The organism is Betaproteobacteria bacterium (assembly GCA_016713305.1).
In the GTDB taxonomy this organism is placed as follows: domain Bacteria; phylum Pseudomonadota; class Gammaproteobacteria; order Burkholderiales.
This window is the reverse complement of record JADJPK010000016.1, coordinates 77,702-94,021: the sequence shown is the minus strand read 5'-3', so window position 1 is coordinate 94,021 and position 16,320 is coordinate 77,702. Positions and strand designations below refer to the sequence as shown.

11 protein-coding genes and 3 pseudogenes are annotated in these 16,320 nt (G+C 62.9%); 9 read left to right on the top strand and 5 right to left on the bottom strand.

Annotation, left to right across the window (positions count from 1 at the left end; translation table 11 throughout):
• Positions 1-184 precede the first annotated feature (184 nt).
• Both IPK20_18785 and IPK20_18780 read left to right on the top strand, forming a co-directional pair.
• Positions 185-1,927 (top strand): PQQ-binding-like beta-propeller repeat protein, encoded by a 1,743-nt coding sequence (locus IPK20_18785; protein ID MBK8018553.1) that lies wholly within the window; start codon positions 185-187, stop codon positions 1,925-1,927.
• Positions 1,928-2,103: 176 nt separating this feature from the next.
• Positions 2,104-2,496: a cytochrome c gene (locus IPK20_18780; protein MBK8018552.1), complete on the top strand. Its 393-nt coding sequence runs from the start codon at positions 2,104-2,106 to the stop codon at positions 2,494-2,496.
• Between the two features lie 94 nt (positions 2,497-2,590).
• Here the strand turns inward: IPK20_18780 and IPK20_18775 are convergent, their stop codons facing one another.
• From IPK20_18775 to icd, 4 genes and pseudogenes are all read right to left on the bottom strand, one after another.
• Positions 2,591-2,998: a hypothetical protein gene (locus tag IPK20_18775; protein MBK8018551.1), complete on the bottom strand. Its 408-nt coding sequence runs from the start codon at positions 2,996-2,998 to the stop codon at positions 2,591-2,593.
• Positions 2,999-3,540: 542 nt separating this feature from the next.
• Positions 3,541-5,788: pseudogene (clpA, locus tag IPK20_18770) on the bottom strand (ATP-dependent Clp protease ATP-binding subunit ClpA).
• Positions 5,789-5,831: 43 nt separating this feature from the next.
• Positions 5,832-6,139: pseudogene (gene clpS, locus IPK20_18765) on the bottom strand (ATP-dependent Clp protease adapter ClpS).
• Positions 6,140-6,374: 235 nt separating this feature from the next.
• Complete coding sequence (icd, locus tag IPK20_18760; protein MBK8018550.1) at positions 6,375-7,613, bottom strand: NADP-dependent isocitrate dehydrogenase; 1,239 nt, start codon at positions 7,611-7,613, stop codon at positions 6,375-6,377.
• Between the two features lie 717 nt (positions 7,614-8,330).
• On the opposite strand from icd, the gene aceA reads away from it, so the two are divergent.
• The 6 genes and pseudogenes from aceA (at position 8,331) to mnmA (ending at position 14,296) form a co-directional block, all read left to right on the top strand.
• Positions 8,331-9,608, top strand: coding sequence for an isocitrate lyase (aceA, locus tag IPK20_18755; GenBank protein ID MBK8018549.1), 1,278 nt, complete (start codon positions 8,331-8,333; stop codon positions 9,606-9,608).
• Between the two features lie 117 nt (positions 9,609-9,725).
• Positions 9,726-11,343 (top strand): annotated as a pseudogene (aceB, locus tag IPK20_18750) (malate synthase A).
• 7 nt (positions 11,344-11,350) lie between these two features.
• Complete coding sequence (locus IPK20_18745) at positions 11,351-11,902, top strand: pseudouridine synthase (protein MBK8018548.1); 552 nt, start codon at positions 11,351-11,353, stop codon at positions 11,900-11,902.
• A 129-nt stretch (positions 11,903-12,031) separates the two neighbouring features.
• Positions 12,032-12,667: an NAAT family transporter gene (locus tag IPK20_18740; protein MBK8018547.1), complete on the top strand. Its 636-nt coding sequence runs from the start codon at positions 12,032-12,034 to the stop codon at positions 12,665-12,667.
• Positions 12,668-12,669: 2 nt separating this feature from the next.
• Positions 12,670-13,116, top strand: coding sequence for an NUDIX hydrolase (locus IPK20_18735; GenBank protein MBK8018546.1), 447 nt, complete (start codon positions 12,670-12,672; stop codon positions 13,114-13,116).
• A gap of 46 nt (positions 13,117-13,162) precedes the next feature.
• A complete protein-coding gene (gene mnmA / locus IPK20_18730) occupies positions 13,163-14,296 on the top strand; it encodes a tRNA 2-thiouridine(34) synthase MnmA (GenBank protein MBK8018545.1) in 1,134 nt (377 codons plus the stop codon).
• On the opposite strand, the gene IPK20_18725 is transcribed toward mnmA, so the two are convergent.
• Positions 14,264-14,857, bottom strand: coding sequence for a uracil-DNA glycosylase family protein (locus tag IPK20_18725; GenBank protein ID MBK8018544.1), 594 nt, complete (start codon positions 14,855-14,857; stop codon positions 14,264-14,266). The two genes, mnmA and IPK20_18725, sit on opposite strands and share 33 nt — an antisense overlap.
• A 60-nt stretch (positions 14,858-14,917) precedes the next feature.
• On the opposite strand from IPK20_18725, the gene purB reads away from it, so the two are divergent.
• Positions 14,918-16,288 carry an adenylosuccinate lyase gene (gene purB / locus IPK20_18720; GenBank protein MBK8018543.1) on the top strand — a complete coding sequence of 457 codons (1,371 nt, stop codon included), beginning with the start codon at positions 14,918-14,920 and terminating at the stop codon, positions 16,286-16,288.
• Positions 16,289-16,320: the final 32 nt, after the last annotated feature.

The following is a 16,320-nucleotide window of genomic DNA, read 5'->3' as shown; positions in this document are numbered from 1 at the left end:
GGAAAGAAGCGATTTCCCGCTGTCTTGCAAATATGCCGAACTGGGACTAAATTGATTTCGTTCCTCGGCGTAGCGTCCTGCCAGTCGCGACACGAAGCTTTCGCGCATCGGCGGGTATCGCTTTCGCAGGGGAAACAAAGAAAGAGTTCAGCAGCAACTTTTCAGCACAATTCGGGAGAGAGTCATGAAGCGATGGAGCACCCCCCTGGCAGGCAGCGTGAAAGCGCTCGCAGCCGCAGCGCTGGTAAGCGTCGCGACGGCCGCAGGCGCCGTGGATGCCAATCGGCTGAACAACGCCGACAAGGATCCCAACAACTGGCTGATGTACCACGGCTCGTACAAGGCGTGGCACTACAGCGATCTCAGCCAGATCAATGCGGCGAACGTGAAGAACATGCGCGTGGCCTGGGTCCACACGCCGAGCGCGAGCAAGCGCGGTGTGCAGTCGTTCCCCCTCGCCGTCGATGGCACGCTCTACTACACCAGCGCGTCCGGTCAGGTCTGGGCTCTGGACGGTGCCACCGGTGAGATGAAGTGGAAGTACGCCGCGAAACTGGATCAAGAACGCTCCGAAGGTACCTTCTACAACCCGTACAACCGCGGCATCGCGATCGGCTACGGCAAGGTGTACATGGGCACGACCGACGGCCGGATGATCGCCCTCGACGCCGCAACCGGAAAGGTCGTGTGGGACAAGATGATTCTCACGGTGGAAGGCGGCAACAAGGGCTTCACCGGCGCTCCCGTCATCGTGAAGGACATGGTGGTCATCGGGTCCAACGGCGGCGAACTCTCCGGTTGCTGCGGTCCGATCTTCGCGGTCGACGCGAACACCGGTGAAGTGCGCTGGCAGTTCGATACCATCGGTGGAGACGAGCGTTCCCGCGCGAGCTGGGGCAACGACTCCTGGAAGACCGGTGGTGGCGGCGGCTGGATGACCGGCACGTTCGACGAAGCGACCAATTCGATCTGGTGGGGCACCGCCAACCCGGCGCCTGACTACGACTGGGCTGGCGAAGCCTGGAAGACCGACGGTGCGCGTCCTGGCGACAACCTGTACAGCTCCTCGGTGGTGGTGCTCAATGCGGACACCGGCGAACTGAAGTCCTGGTTCCAGGAAATGCCGCACGACGCATGGGACTTCGACAGCGCTGTCGGTGAGTTCATGTCGATCGAGCGCAACGGCAAGCGGTACATGGTGCACCCCAACAAGGGCGGCATCATCTTCGTCTACAACGCCGATCCCGCCAATGCCCCGCTGAAGGTCGAAAACGCCTACATGCTGGGCAAGACGTACAACTACATCAAGGGCGTCGACGCGAAGAGCGGTCAACTCATCGGCCGTCGCGAGCTGCCGGAAGGCAAGCACACCGGCGTGTGCCCCGCCATCGACGGCGCGATCAGCTGGAACACCGGCGCGTACAACCCCAACACCGGGCTGCTGTACAAGGTCGGCCAGGAGTGGTGTTTCGACATCGAGGTCGTGAAGGCGGATCCGCCTCCCGCGTTCTCGGGTCAGGCCTACTTCGGCGCCAGCTGGACGTCGGTGCACCCGGCAGGACGCAAGGCCTTCGGCCATGTGTCCGCGCGTGATCCCATCTCCGGCAAGGTCAAGTGGGAGAAGGAGTACAAGTACCCGCCTCTGGCCAGCCTGCTTTCGACCAAGGGCAACCTCGTGTTCGTGCCCGGTGCCGATGGCAAGTTCGAGGCTCTGGATGCCCGTACCGGCGCGACCCTGTGGCAGCACAACAACGGCATCGGCCACCACGGCGGCGTCATCTCCTACACCGCCGGCGGCAAGCAATACATTGCCGTCGTGACGGGCTGGGGCAGCCACGTGGCCGGCAACTACTGCCCGCTGTTCGGCGAGCCGTTCTGCAGCATGCCCACGGATGCGGGCCAGCTGATGGTGTTCGCGCTTCCCTGAAGTACCGGGTGATGGAGCGCCGGTACGGATAACTTCGTAAACGGCTGCTTCGTTTTACGCGTTCAAGCGGGCGAGGGGTAACATTCCTCGCCCGCTTTTTCGTCCGGCACCGCCAGGTGCCCCACTACGCCACACGATCCAAGGATCGAGCAGTTCGAACAAGTGAAGGAGAGAACATGAATCACGCCGCGTCCAAGCACTGGCTTGCGGCCCTGGTGGTCACAGTTTCAGCGGGAGTCACGGGCTTCGCTCATGCAGCGGAAGAACCCGCCAAGGATGCCCAGCCCGCAGCCGCTGAACCCGCACCCCCGCCGCCCGCTCCGGAAAAGCCGAAGATCGACGTGCGGAAGTTGTTCGCCACCAATTGCAGCTGGTGCCATCAGGACTACGGCATGAAGGCTGCGGATGGTCCCAAGCTTGCCGGCACCAGGCTCACCGAGGAGCAGGTGATCGAACAGATCACCAGAGGCAAGACGCCCATGCCCGGATTCAGGAAGGTCCTGTCGCGCGAGCAGATCGAAGCGCTCGCGAAGTACATCAAAGGCCTGAAGGATCCCGACGCCCAGTAGTGCCGCGCCATGGCCACGAGGCGCCTCAGCGCGCCTCGGGCCGAAAGGCGACACCCCTCATGTCACATCGCAGGGACCCGCACGGACGCCAGGCTCATGGCGTCCGAAGCAATTCGAGACGAAGCTTGTATCCCCCGTATCGAACCGCGCCCTTGAGCACGCCCTTCGCCAGGTCGACGGGCACTTCGCCGACCATGACCTGGCCATCTTCTCCCGCTACGCGGAATTGGAATGTGCCATTCGAGAAACTGGCATTCCGCAGCGGATGAGCCTCCGTTCCGAACGTCTCGCTATTGGTCAACTGGAGCGTGCCCGAGAGGGACTCCCCCACCGTTGATATCCGCAGTTCAGCCGTCCCGCTGCTCATGCCGAGATACCACGGGCCCTTCCACAGTCCATCCATCGATGTTTCGCCCGCCCAGACGGACGGACCTGCCAATGCGAACAGACACGCGGCCGTCATCAGCCGCGCGCATTTCCCGAGACAGGATCTACTGATCATTCCGTTTTCCTCCAGTCGCTCGATACGGCACGACCACCGCTGAGAGGCTGGTCGCCCCGTCAGTCTCCGCACGGGCAAGAGGACCCGCGCCGCTTGACCCATTTCCCAGCTGCATTCAAACACAGCTGAGGGGAGGACATCCGGCCAGTGAGCCAGATGCACGTGGGTTCGATCGACGGAAAGGGCGGCAGGGGCCGTCGGGTGGAACGGAATCGCAGGAATGGTGAGGCCGCGGCACTCTCCGGCTTTTCGCATCGGACTGCAATCTGCCTTGCCGAGTTGCCCTGTTTCAATACAGCGGCCAATGTAGCTCGTGCATATCAGCTCGCAATATCCGGATGCCCAAGCCCATCTCCGGGAAACCCCAGGATTCTCGGCATCACGCGGAATGATTGCGGGAAATGCTGTTCACGCCCTGAGGGAGGACTGAGCATGCTCCCCCGCGCGTAACTCGTCACGAAGGGCGGCGCAAGTCCGGAGCATCCCCGGATGGATTCCGGGGAGGCCGCGCGGCAACGTTCGTCGACTCACCGACCACGAAGTCACGCGACGCTGCTTTCTTCCTCAGGCTGTTCGCGGTGCGGAGGCGGAGTCTCCTCGAACGACAGCACCACCTTTTCCTCCGCATCGAGCCCCACCGAAACACGACCGCCATTGATCAGGCGGCCAAACAACAGTTCGTCGGCCAGCGCACGCCGAATCGTGTCTTGAATCAACCGGGACATGGGCCGAGCGCCCATCAGGGGATCGAATCCGTTCTTCGCCAGATAGTCCTTCAACTCAGACGTGAACGATACATCGACCTTCTTCTCGTGAAGCTGCTCCTCGAGCTGCATGAGGAACTTGTCGACCACTCGAAGGATGATCTCGTAGCTCAACGGAGCGAAGGAGATGATGGCGTCCAGACGGTTCCGGAACTCGGGCGTGAACATACGCTTGATCTCGCCCATCTCGTCTCCGACCTGCTTTCCGAGCGTGAAGCCAATGGCCGTCTTTGCCAGCGTTTCGGCTCCCGCGTTGGTCGTCATGATGATCACGACATTGCGGAAGTCAGCTCGACGGCCATTGTTGTCGGTGAGTGTTCCGTGATCCATCACCTGCAGAAGAATGTTGAAGATGTCGGGATGCGCCTTCTCGATCTCGTCCAGAAGCAGCACGGCGTAAGGATGCTTGCTGATCGCTTCGGTCAGAAGACCGCCCTGATCGAATCCCACGTATCCCGGGGCGCACCAATGAGACGCGAGACAGCGTGGCGCTCCATGTATTCCGACATGTCGAAACGAATGAGTTCGACGCCCATGACATAGGCGAGCTGGCGCGCAACTTCCGTCTTTCCGACCCCGGTCGGGCCGGAGAACAGGAACGAACCGATGGGCTTCTGCGGATTGCCCAGACCGCTGCGCGACATCTTGATTGCGGCGGACAACGCATCGATCGCTCGTTCCTGGCCGAAGACGACCGCCTTGAGATCCCGATCGAGCGTCTTCAGGGCATTCCGATCGTTGGACGACACGTTCTGCGCCGGGATTCTCGCGATCTTCGCGATGATGTCCTCGATGTCGTGCTTGCCGATGACCTTTCGCTGCCGCGACTTCGGCAGGATGCGCTGCGCGGCCCCCGCTTCGTCGATCACGTCGATGGCTTTGTCCGGAAGATGACGGTCGTTGATGAAACGCGCCGACAGTTCGGCAGCCGACGAGAGCGCAGCTTCCGTGTAGCGAACACCGTGGTGCGCCTCGAACCGCGTCTTCAGCCCCCGAAGAATTGCCACCGTCTCGTCGACGCTCGGTTCGGTGACATCGATCTTCTGGAACCGTCGGGAGAGCGCATGATCCTTCTCGAAAATGCCACGGTATTCCTTGTAGGTCGTGGCACCGATGCACTTGAGCTGTCCGGAGGACAGGGCCGGCTTCAACAGATTCGACGCATCCAGCGTGCCCCCGATGCGGCGCCCGCGCCGATCAATGTATGGATCTCGTCGATGAAGAGAATCGCGTTGGGGTTGTCCGTCAGCTGTTTCAGTACCGCCTTCAGCCGTTGTTCGAAGTCCCCACGGTACTTGGTGCCCGCCAGCAGCGCACCCATGTCGAGGGCGTACACAACCGAGTGGCTGAGAATCTCGGGCACCTGCCCTTCGATGACGCGGCGGGCCAACCCTTCGGCAATCGCCGTCTTGCCGACCCCCGCTTCACCCACGAGAAGCGGGTTGTTCTTGCGGCGACGGCAGAGAATCTGGATGACTCGTTCCAGTTCCCTTTCCCTGCCGATCAGCGGATCGATCTTGCCGGAGATCGCAAGTGCGTTGAGGTTCTGTGTATAGGCCTCCAGAGCACCGCCGGCCGCGGGTTCCTGTTCCGTTTCCGCGTCGGCCTCCTGTTTGGCCGGCTGGGCACTGCTCTGGGGCACCTTGCTGATGCCGTGGGAGATGAAATTCACCACGTCCAGACGGGTGACACCTTTCTGGTGGAGGAAATACACCGCATGCGAATCCTTCTCGCCAAAGATGGCGACCAGCACGTTCGCGCCGGTCACTTCCTTCTTTCCGGAAGACTGCACGTGAAGGATCGCGCGCTGGATGACGCGCTGGAAACCCAGCGTGGGCTGGGTATCCACCTCGTCGCCGGTCACGACCGGCGTGTGTTCGTTGATGAAGTCGGTGAGTTGCTGGCGCAGCTCCTCGATGTTGGCGGCGCAGGCTCGCAACACCTCCGATGCGGAGGGGTTGTCCAGCATCGCCAGGAGCAGATGTTCCACGGTGATGAACTCGTGGCGCTCCTGCCTCGCCTCCATGAACGCCCTATGCAGGCTGACTTCGGAGCTCCTGGGCAATCATCTAACTTTCCTCCATCACACACTGCAGCGGATGCTGGTGCTGCCGTGCATAGGACAAGACCTGTTCCACCTTCGAGGCCGCGACGTCCTTGGGATACACGCCGCAGACTCCCATGCCTTCACGGTGCACCTTCAGCATGACCTGCGTCGCCTGCTCGCGCGTCATGCCAAAAAATTCTGCAATACACCGACCACGAAATCCATCGGCGTGTAATCGTCATTGAGCAGCAGAACCTTGTACAGCGGCGGCGGCTTGACCTTCTGCTTCTCGACCTCCAGGACGCCGCCTTCGCGAGGACCCGTTGCCATGACCTGGCTGCTATTCACCTTCGAGGAATGTGGTACCGAGTACCAAACCTATTTTGCGCGTTACCCGGAAATTTACAAGTGGACGAAAGGGCCGCGTTTTCAACGATGCCACGCTCGCTTGCCGTCCGCCTGCATGCACGGACCGGTCCTTCCCTCAACACCTGTATGAAGAGCCGCGATGGGGCTCGCCCACAGTTGTTGGAAAGGGATGGACCGGACTCGCGCATGATCTTTATTACATCTTCGCGATCATTGCCTGACCGAAACCGGAACACGACAGTTGTGTCGCCCCCTGCATCAGCCTGGCGAAGTCGTACGTCACGGTCTTCGCGGAGATCGCAGCCTCCATGCTGCGGATGATCAGGTCCGCCGCCTCCACCCACCCCATGTGCCTGAGCATCATCTCGGCAGACAATATCAACGACCCGGGGTTCACGTAATCCTTGCCGGCATACTTCGGGGCGGTTCCGTGTGTGGCTTCGAACATGGCCACGGAATCGGAAAGGTTGGCGCCGGGCGCGATGCCGATCCCCCCCACCTGGGCCGCAAGCGCATCGGAGATGTAGTCGCCGTTGAGATTGAGCGTCGCGATCACGTCGTATTCATCCGGACGCAGCAGGATCTGCTGCAGGAAGGCATCCGCGATGACGTCCTTGATGACCGTTCCGCCAGGGAGTTTCATCCACGGGCCGCCATCGAGCAGTTCCGCACCGAACTCGCGGCGCGCGAGGTCGTAGCCCCAGTCGCGGAACGCGCCTTCGGTGAACTTCATGATGTTGCCCTTGTGGACCAGGGTCACCGATCTGCGCTTGTTGGTTATTGCGTACTGGATGGCCTTGCGGACGAGCCGTTCCGTTCCTTCGCGGGATACCGGCTTGATGCCGATGCCCGATGTCTCGGGGAAGCGGATCTTCTTCACGCCCATCTCGCCGGTGAGAAACTTGATCACCTTCCGGCAGGCGTCGCTTTCAGCGGCCCATTCGATGCCGGCATAGATATCCTCCGAGTTCTCGCGGAAGATGACCATGTCCGTCTTTTCGGGATTCTTGAGAGGGCTGGGAACTCCCGCGAAATACCGGACCGGACGCAGGCACACGTACAGATCCAGTTCCTGCCGCAGAGCGACGTTGATCGAGCGGATTCCGCCGCCAACCGGCGTGGTGAGGGGTCCCTTGATGGAAACCACGTACTCCTTGGCGGCCTCGAGCGTTTCGTCGGGCAGCCACACATTCTCGCCATAGACCTTCGTGGACTTCTCGCCCGCGTAGATCTCCATCCAGGTGATCTGACGCTTGCCGCCATACGCAGTCGCCACGGCCTTGTCGACCACGGCCTTCATGACGGGAGTGATGTCCACTCCGGTGCCGTCACCTTCGATGAACGGAATCACCGGATGATCAGGCACGTTCAGCGTGAAGTCGCCATTGACCGTGATCTTTTCACCCGTCTTGGGCACTTGGATGTGTTTGTACATCGATGTCCTTTCGCGATTGAAGGAAAGAATGCGTCACGCAGCGGCCGCATTTCGGCCCGCGCCCCGTTCATCGACCCGCCTGGCATTCGAGTCGTCGAAGCGGTGCAAGTTTAGTCGACCGCTTCCCACTTGGCGACCTGCTGCGCCCCCATCCATGCCTGATGCATCGCTCTCGCATCCCTCACGGTGAGGGTCTGCGGGAAGTCCTTACCCAACCTTTCCCGCGCTTCGTGCACGATGCGCGCCAGGCACGGATGGAGCGTTCGGTCCCGTGCCCTGGCGTAGCCGCTGCCGAAGGCCGAATGCTGCAATGCACGCAGAAGCGCCTATCGCGATCCCGAATTGCATTCCACGATACGGGAAGAGAAGGTTGTGCCATGCTTCAACTTGTTGTTTTCAATGTCGTAATGACCACAATTGCGCCGTTGTTGCACCGCCGCATGGCTGTTCGGATACTTGGTTCAGTCACAGCGCCGGTTCCCGAGCAGGGACTCCGACGTTCAAAGGCGACCCCCCAACCCGGTTCGTCAAGCGGCCCCCAGATCCGGATTCTGGCCGCGATGTGCAATCTGGGCGCGGCGCGCACACAAATTGCGCCGTGGGCCTTCCTCCGCGCGGCGGATTGCCCGGTTGTCTGCGTCTGGTCCGTTCAAAGGACTCACGCCGGCGATCAGCCCAGCCTGCGCTCCCGATCACCTTCCGATGGAGAACACACCAATGAATCGCGAACTCAGCATCGCGCAGATGAAGAAAGACTGGGCGGAGAATCCGCGCTGGAAGGGCGTCAACCGTCCTTACACGGCAGAAGACGTCGACCGCCTGCGAGGCACCGTTCACATCGAGCACAGCCTTGCCCGGCGCGGCGCCGAAAAGCTCTGGACCCTGGTGAACACCGAGCCGTTCATCAACGCGCTCGGCGCCATGACCGGCAATCAGGCCATGCAGCAGGACAAGGCCGGCCTGAAAGCAATCTACCTGTCGGGGTGGCAGGTCGCCGCCGACGCCAACCTGTCCGGTGAGATGTATCCCGACCAGTCTCTCTATCCCGTCAACAGCGTGCCGGCCATCGTGCGCCGGATCAACAACACGCTGATGCGCGCCGATCAGATCCACCATTCCGAAGGCAAGGATGGCACTGACTGGTACGCCCCCATCGTGGCGGACGCGGAAGCCGGATTCGGTGGCGTGCTCAACGCCTTCGAACTCATGAAGGCGATGATCGAGGCGGGCGCTGCAGGCGTGCACTTCGAGGATCAGCTCGCCGCCGCGAAGAAATGTGGCCACATGGGCGGCAAGGTCCTCGTGCCCACCCAGGAGGCCGTGCAGAAGCTCGTAGCCGCCCGCCTTGCGGCGGACATCATGGGCGTTCCGACCCTCGTGTTCGCCCGCACGGATGCCGAAGCCGCGAACCTGCTCACGTCGGACGTGGATGAGAATGACAAACCGTTCTGCACAGGCGAACGCACGCCCGAAGGCTATTACCGGGTGATGAACGGGCTGCAGCAGGCGATCTCCCGTGGCCTTGCCTACGCGCCATACGCCGACCTCATCTGGTGCGAAACCGGCAAGCCCGACCTCGAGTTCGCCCGGCAGTTCGCGGAAGCCATCCACCGCAAGTTCCCCGGCAAGCTTCTGTCGTACAACTGCTCGCCCTCCTTCAACTGGAAGAAGAACCTCGACGACGCGACCATCGCCAAGTTCCAGCGTGAACTGGGCGCCATGGGTTACAAGTTCCAGTTCATCACGCTGGCCGGCTTCCACGCGCTCAACTACGGCATGTTCGATCTCGCGTACGGCTACGCCCGCGACAACATGACCGCCTTCGTCGAATTGCAGCAGAAGGAATTCGCGGCGGCCGATCGCGGCTTCACCGCCGTGAAGCATCAGCGCGAGGTCGGTACGGGTTATTTCGACGAGGTGACCCAGGTCATCCAGTCGGGGCAGTCCTCCGTCACCGCTCTCACCGGCTCCACCGAGGAAGAGCAGTTCGCCTGACCGGGGCCTCCGTCCCTCGAGCCCGGGCACTGCCCGGGCTTTTTTGTCCCTGCGCCACTTGGTAAGAACTAATGCCATAATGCGGGATTCCTCGTCTCGTCAGAACCGGAGCACCCCATGACCGCGCCCTCCTACGGCCCAGGCATCGAAATCCTTGCCCCCGTCACCCCGGAATACAGCCAGATCCTCACGCCCGATGCCGTCGCCTTCATCGCGAAATTGCACCGGGCCTTCGATGTGCGCCGGCTGGAATTGCTGGAGCGGCGCAAGGTACGTCAGGCCGAACTGGACGCCGGCAAGCTGCCCGATTTCCTGCCCGAGACGCGTCACATCCGGGAAGGAGACTGGAAAGTCGCTTCCGTGCCGCAGGATCTTCAGGACCGCAGAGTCGAGATCACCGGTCCGACGGACCGCAAGATGGTGATCAACGCGCTCAATTCGGGCGCGAACATGTTCATGGCGGACTTCGAGGATTCCAGCACGCCCACCTGGGACAACCAGATCCAGGGGCAGATCAACATGCGGGACGCGCTGGACCGGACCATTTCGTTCACCAGCCCCGAAGGCAAGAAGTACGCGCTCGCAGAGAAGACCGCCACGCTGCTCGTCCGTCCCCGTGGCTGGCACCTGACCGAGAAGCACGTCCGGGTCGACGGCAAGCCGGTTTCCGGCGGCCTGTTCGACTTCGGCCTGTACTTCTTCCACAACGCGGCAAGACGCGTGAAGCAAGGGTTGCGGCATCTATCTGTACCTTCCCAAGATGGAGAGCCACCTGGAGGCGCGGCTCTGGAACGACGCCTTCGTGCTGGCACAGAAGGAACTGGGCCTGCCGGTCGGAACCGTCAAGGCAACCGTACTGATCGAAACGATCATGGCGACGTTCGAGATGGAGGAGATCCTCTACGAACTGCGCCACCACTCCGCCGGCCTCAATTGCGGCCGCTGGGACTACATCTTCTCCTGCATCAAGAAGTTCAAGAAGCAGCCGGATTTCATTCTTGCGGACCGCGGCTTGGTCACCATGACCAGCCCGTTCATGCGCGCCTATTCGCTGCTCCTCATCAAGACCTGCCACAAGCGAGGCGCCTTCGCCATGGGGGGAATGGCGGCGCAGATCCCCATCAAGAACGATGCCGCGGCCAACGATGCCGCCCTCGCCAAGGTGCGCGCCGACAAGGAGCGCGAAGTGACCGACGGTCATGACGGCACCTGGGTGGCACACCCCGGCCTGGTCCCCATCGCGAAGGAGGTCTTCGACGCCGGCATGAAGACGCCCAATCAGATCTCGCGCCAGCGGGACGACGTCAATGTGACCGCAAAGGATCTTCTCGACTTCCAGCCCCAGGCGCCCATCACGGAACAGGGCCTGCGCACGAACATCAACATCGGCATCCAGTACATGGGAGCCTGGCTCGCGGGCACGGGCTGTGTGCCGATCTTCAACCTGATGGAAGACGCGGCGACGGCCGAGATCTCGCGAGCACAGATCTGGCACTGGATCCGCAGCCCCAAAGGCGTTCTGGACGACGGCCGCAAGGTCACGAAGGAGTTGTTCCAGTCGCTGGTGCCGCAGGAGCTTGCCCGCGTGAAGGAAATCCTCGGGGACAAGCAATATGCCGCAGGGCAGTACGAGGAAGGCGCGAAGATGTTCCAGGAACTGACGCTCGCCGAAGACTTCGCGGAGTTCCTCACCCTGCCTGCCTACGACTACGTGATCGCGCACGAGCACCGCTGAGCCGGGGATGGCCCGGGTCATTCTGGTCAACAAGCCCTACGGCGTGTTGAGCCAGTTCTCCGGGCCGCCCGGCGTTCGTACCCTGCGTGACTTCGTTCCGGTTCCGGACGTGTATCCGGCCGGACGGCTCGATGCCGACAGTGAAGGATTGCTTGCACTGACTGACGACGGCGCGTTGCAGGCCCGCTTGTCCGATCCCCGCCACAAGCAGCCCAAACGATACTGGGTGCAGGTGGAAGGAACACCAGTGCAGGAACAACTCGACCACCTCGCGCGGGGAGTCACGCTGAAGGACGGTCCCACCCGGCCGGCGAAGGTGGTGGCGATCGACGAGCCGCCCAACCTCTGGGCGCGGGACCCTCCTGTCCGCTTTCGCAAGACCGTCCCGACCCACTGGTTGCAGCTGGAGATTACGGAAGGCCGGAATCGCCAAGTGCGCCGGATGACGGCGGCGGTGGGATTGCCGACCCTGCGGCTCATCCGGGCGAGCATCGGTCCCTGGTGCTTGCGGGATCTTCTTCCCGGCCAGTGGCGGGACGTTCCGGTTCCACGGCCCTGAACGGGCTTTGACGCTCCGGCCAGCGGCAATTATTCTGCCTTCCGCTCATATCCCCGGCTCCTGGCGGCGGGTCACTCCATGCACCGCCGCGCGGTCATTTCGAAGCGCCTCCATGCTTCGCCGGTACTCATGAACGACTGGAACGAACTGTTCAAGATCACCATCGCACTGTTCGCCATCGTCAATCCGGTGGGCGGAATCCCCATGTTCCTCATGACCACCAGTGACTGGGACATCGGGCAGCGGCGCCGGACAGCCCAGACCGTAGCCATCACAGTGTTCCTCGTACTCGCATTGGCCTCGCTCGTCGGCACGCTCATGCTGGAGTTCTTCGGCATCAGCATTGCGTCATTCCAGGTCGGGGGTGGCATTCTGCTCATGCTATTGTCGGTGTCGATGATGCAGGCGCGCGAGAACGGTCTGCGGCAGACGCCCCAGGAGTCGGAGGAGGCCGCGGCACGGCAGGCGGTCGCGGTGGTCCCGCTGGCCATTCCCCTGTTCGCCGGCCCCGGCGCCATCAGCACGATGATCATCGCCAGCCACCGTGTTCCGGGCATTCTCTTCCAGCTGAAGCTGCTCATTCCGTCGGCGCTGATCGCCATCGCCGTCTGGGCCGTGCTGCGGCTCGCCGCACGTCTGGCTCACCGCCTCGGCACCACCGGAATGAACATCATCACGCGCCTCATGGGACTCACGCTGGCGGCACTGGCCGTGGAATTCATCGCGAAGGGATTGCAGGAATTGTTTCCGGGATTGGGAGGTTGAACGTGCCCTGGGCTCCGCATGTCACCGTGGCCACCGTGCTCGAACGCGAAGGCCGTTTTCTGCTCGTCGAGGAACAGACCGAGGACGGCATCCGCTTCAACCAGCCTGCCGGGCACCTTGAGCGCAACGAATCGCTCGTGGAAGGCGCCGTGCGCGAATCGCTGGAGGAAACCGGCCATCACGTCGCCATCGAGCACCTCATCGGCGTCTATCGCTGGCCGCATCCGCAGCGCGATCTCGTCTATCTGCGCTTCGCCTTCGCCGGTCGCGTGCTGTCCCACGACGCGGATCGGCGCCTGGACGAAGGCATCCTGCGCGCTGTCTGGATGACGCCCGATGAAATCCGCGCCACGGCGTCCCGGCATCGCAGTCCGCTGATCCTGCAGTGCATCGACGACTATCTCGCCGGCCGGCGATTCGATCTCTCGCTGCTCAGGCACTATCCATGAAACGGCAGGCCGTCAGCGTGGAGCCCGTCGTCCGCATTTCCGGGTCATGAAGAAGAGCAAGGTCATCGTTGGCCTCTCCGGCGGCGTGGATTCCGCCGTGGCTGCGTGGCTCCTCAAGGAGGAAGGCCACGAGGTGATCGGCTTGTTCATGAAGAACTGGGAAGACGACGATACCGACGAATACTGCACGTCGCGCGAAGACCTCGTCGACGCCGTGTCCGTGGCCGACGTGATCGGCATCGATGTGGAGGCGGTGAACTTCGCGGCGGAATACCGCGACCGCGTCTTCCGCCTTTTCCTCGACGAATATCGTGCCGGGCGCACGCCCAATCCGGACATCCTCTGCAACAGCGAGATCAAGTTCAAGGCGTTTCTCGATCACGCCCTTGCGCTGGGCGCCGACCACATCGCCACCGGCCACTATGCCGGAGTCCGGGAGGTCGACGGGCGCTTCGAACTGCTCAGGGCCGCCGATGCCTCGAAAGACCAGAGCTACTTTCTGCACCGTCTGAATCAGGTGCAGCTGTCGCGAACCCTCTTCCCGTTGGCGAGCTGGATGAAAAAGGACGTACGCGCGTTGGCGCAAAGACTCGCACTGCCCAACCACGCGAAGAAGGATTCGACCGGAATCTGCTTCATCGGCGAGCGCCCGTTCCGGGAATTCCTGCAGCGGTACATGCCGACCGAACCGGGCGACATGAAGACGCCAGACGGCAGGACCATGGGCCGGCATTCCGGGCTCATGTACTACACCATCGGGCAGCGGCAGGGGCTCGGGATCGGCGGCGAGGGCCTGCCCTGGTACGTGGCCGGCAAGGACCTGCCGCGCAACGAATTGATCGTCGTGCAGGGTCACGATCACCCCGCCCTGTCGGCGCCGGCCCTGGAAGCCCTCGATCTGTCCTGGATCGCAGGCTCGGCACCCGACCTCGCGATCCCTCTCACCGCGAAGACCCGGTACCGCCAGCAGGATTCCGCCTGCAGGATCTCGCCGGGATCTTCCACGGATGGCATTCGCGTGATCTTCGACCATCCCCAATGGGCCGTGACGCCCGGACAGTCGGTGGTCTTCTACGATGCGCAGGTATGCCTGGGCGGTGGTGTCATCGAGCAGGCTGCCGACTTGCCGCAGGGCACCGACCGGGAATCAACCCAACACCGCGCGGACTCGGTCGCGTAGCGCCGGCAACAGCCCGCTCTCGAACCACGGATTGCGCTTGAGCCATCCGGTATTGCGCCAGCTCGGATGCGGCAGGGGCAGATACGCCGGCAGATATTCCTCGTGCGCGGCCACCGTTTCCGTCATGCCGCGCTTGCGCCGGGCTCCCAGATAGAACGCATGCGCGTAGCTGCCCACGAGAAGCGTGAGCCGCACCTCTCGCAACAGTTGTCCGATTCTGGCGTGCCACAGCGGCGCGCATTCCCGGCGCGGAGGCAGGTCCGCCCCATCCACGGTTCCCGGATAGCACAGCCCGATCGGCACGATCGCCACTCTCGAGATGTCGTAGAACTCCTCGTCGCTCATGTCGAGCCACTGTCTGAGCCGCCGGCCCGACGGGTCGTTCCACGGAATGCCGGTCTCGTGCACGAGCCGGCCCGGCGCCTGGCCCACGATCAGGAGCCGTGCCGTACCGCTCACCCTCAGCACCGGCCGCGGTTCGTGCGGCAGCGAACCGGCACACGCCCGACAGGCACGCACCTCCTCGAGCAGTTCGGAGGGCGAGGGCCGAAACTCGCTCATTTCGCCGCGCGCCTCATCGCTTCCATTTAGAATCCGCGCTTTGCAAGCGCTCCTCTCTCCATGCAACTTTCTTCCCTTACGGCCATTTCCGCTCTCGACGGGCGCTATCGCGGCAAGACCTTCCGGCTCGCGGAACAGTTCAGCGAGTTCGCCCTCATCCGCTACCGCGTGATCGTCGAGATCGAGTGGCTCAAGGCCTTGGCCGCCCATCCCGGCGTGATGGAACTCCCGCCGTTCTCGCCGGAGTCCATCGCCGTCCTGGACCAGGCCATCAAGAGCTTCGGCGTCGCGGACGCCGAAGCGGTGAAGGCCATCGAGAACCGCACCAACCACGACGTCAAGGCCGTCGAGTACTGGTTGCGCGAGCGGTTCTCGGCCGATACGGAGATCGCGGCCGCGAACCAGTTCCTGCACTTCGCCTGCACGTCCGAGGACATCAACAACCTTTGCCACGCCATGATGCTGCGCGATGCCCGCGCGCAGGTGATGCTGCCTGCCCTGGACGCGGTGGGCGTGCGGCTGGCGCAGCTCGCGCACGAACTCGCGGACGTACCGATGCTCTCTCGCACCCACGGCCAGCCAGCCACGCCGACGACCGTGGGCAAGGAACTCGCCAACGTGGTCGCGCGGCTTCATCGGGCACGCCGGCGCCTTGCCGACGTGCCGCTGACCGGCAAGATCAACGGCGCCGTGGGCAACTATAACGCCCACGTGGTCGCCTACCCCGCCGTCGACTGGCCCGCCCTTGCCCGGTCGTTCGTCGAAGGCCTCGCCATCGAGTTCAATCCGCACACGACCCAGATCGAGCCGCACGACTGCATTGCCGAACTGTGCGATGCCTACGTCCGCGCGAACACCATTCTTCTGGATCTGGATCGCGACCTGTGGGGCTACATCAGCCTCGACTACTTCAAGCAGAAGCTCAAGGCCGGCGAAGTCGGTTCTTCCACCATGCCTCACAAGGTGAACCCCATCGACTTCGAGAACTCCGAGGGAAACCTGGGCGTCGCCAATGCCCTGCTGCAGCACCTTGCGGTCAAGCTGCCTGTCTCGCGGTGGCAGCGCGACCTCACCGACTCCACCGTCCTGCGCACGATGGGCACTGCGCTGGGACACACGCTGCTCGCGTGGGATTCGTGCCTGCGCGGACTGGGCAAGCTCGAACCCAATCCCGCCCGGCTGGCCGCCGATCTGGATGCCAACTGGGAGGTTCTCGCCGAGCCGATCCAGACGATGATGCGCCGCTTCGGCGTGCCCGAAGCCTACGAGCAGCTGAAGGCGCTGACGCGTGGCAAGCGGGGCATGAACGAGGAGACGCTGCGGGAATTCATCCAGTCGCTCTCGATTCCGGAGCCTGACAAGCACCGGTTGTTGGCGTTGACTCCAGCCACCTACGTCGGCCTCGCAGCCGATCTCGCCAGGGACGTCTGATCGCAGGGGCGCAACGGGGCCGTTGAAACCGC

Excerpts from the sequence above, each read along its gene's own strand:
- IPK20_18785 (MBK8018553.1), top strand. The coding sequence starts at position 185 with ATGAAGCGATGGAGCACCCCCCTGGCAGGCAGCGTGAAAGCGCTCGCA.
- IPK20_18780 (MBK8018552.1), top strand. The coding sequence starts at position 2,104 with ATGAATCACGCCGCGTCCAAGCACTGGCTTGCGGCCCTGGTGGTCACA.
- IPK20_18775 (MBK8018551.1), bottom strand. The coding sequence starts at position 2,998 with ATGATCAGTAGATCCTGTCTCGGGAAATGCGCGCGGCTGATGACGGCC.
- icd (MBK8018550.1), bottom strand. The coding sequence starts at position 7,613 with ATGTACAAACACATCCAAGTGCCCAAGACGGGTGAAAAGATCACGGTC.
- aceA (MBK8018549.1), top strand. The coding sequence starts at position 8,331 with ATGAATCGCGAACTCAGCATCGCGCAGATGAAGAAAGACTGGGCGGAG.
- IPK20_18745 (MBK8018548.1), top strand. The coding sequence starts at position 11,351 with ATGGCCCGGGTCATTCTGGTCAACAAGCCCTACGGCGTGTTGAGCCAG.
- IPK20_18740 (MBK8018547.1), top strand. The coding sequence starts at position 12,032 with ATGAACGACTGGAACGAACTGTTCAAGATCACCATCGCACTGTTCGCC.
- mnmA (MBK8018545.1), top strand. The coding sequence starts at position 13,163 with ATGAAGAAGAGCAAGGTCATCGTTGGCCTCTCCGGCGGCGTGGATTCC.
- IPK20_18725 (MBK8018544.1), bottom strand. The coding sequence starts at position 14,857 with ATGAGCGAGTTTCGGCCCTCGCCCTCCGAACTGCTCGAGGAGGTGCGT.
- purB (MBK8018543.1), top strand. The coding sequence starts at position 14,918 with ATGCAACTTTCTTCCCTTACGGCCATTTCCGCTCTCGACGGGCGCTAT.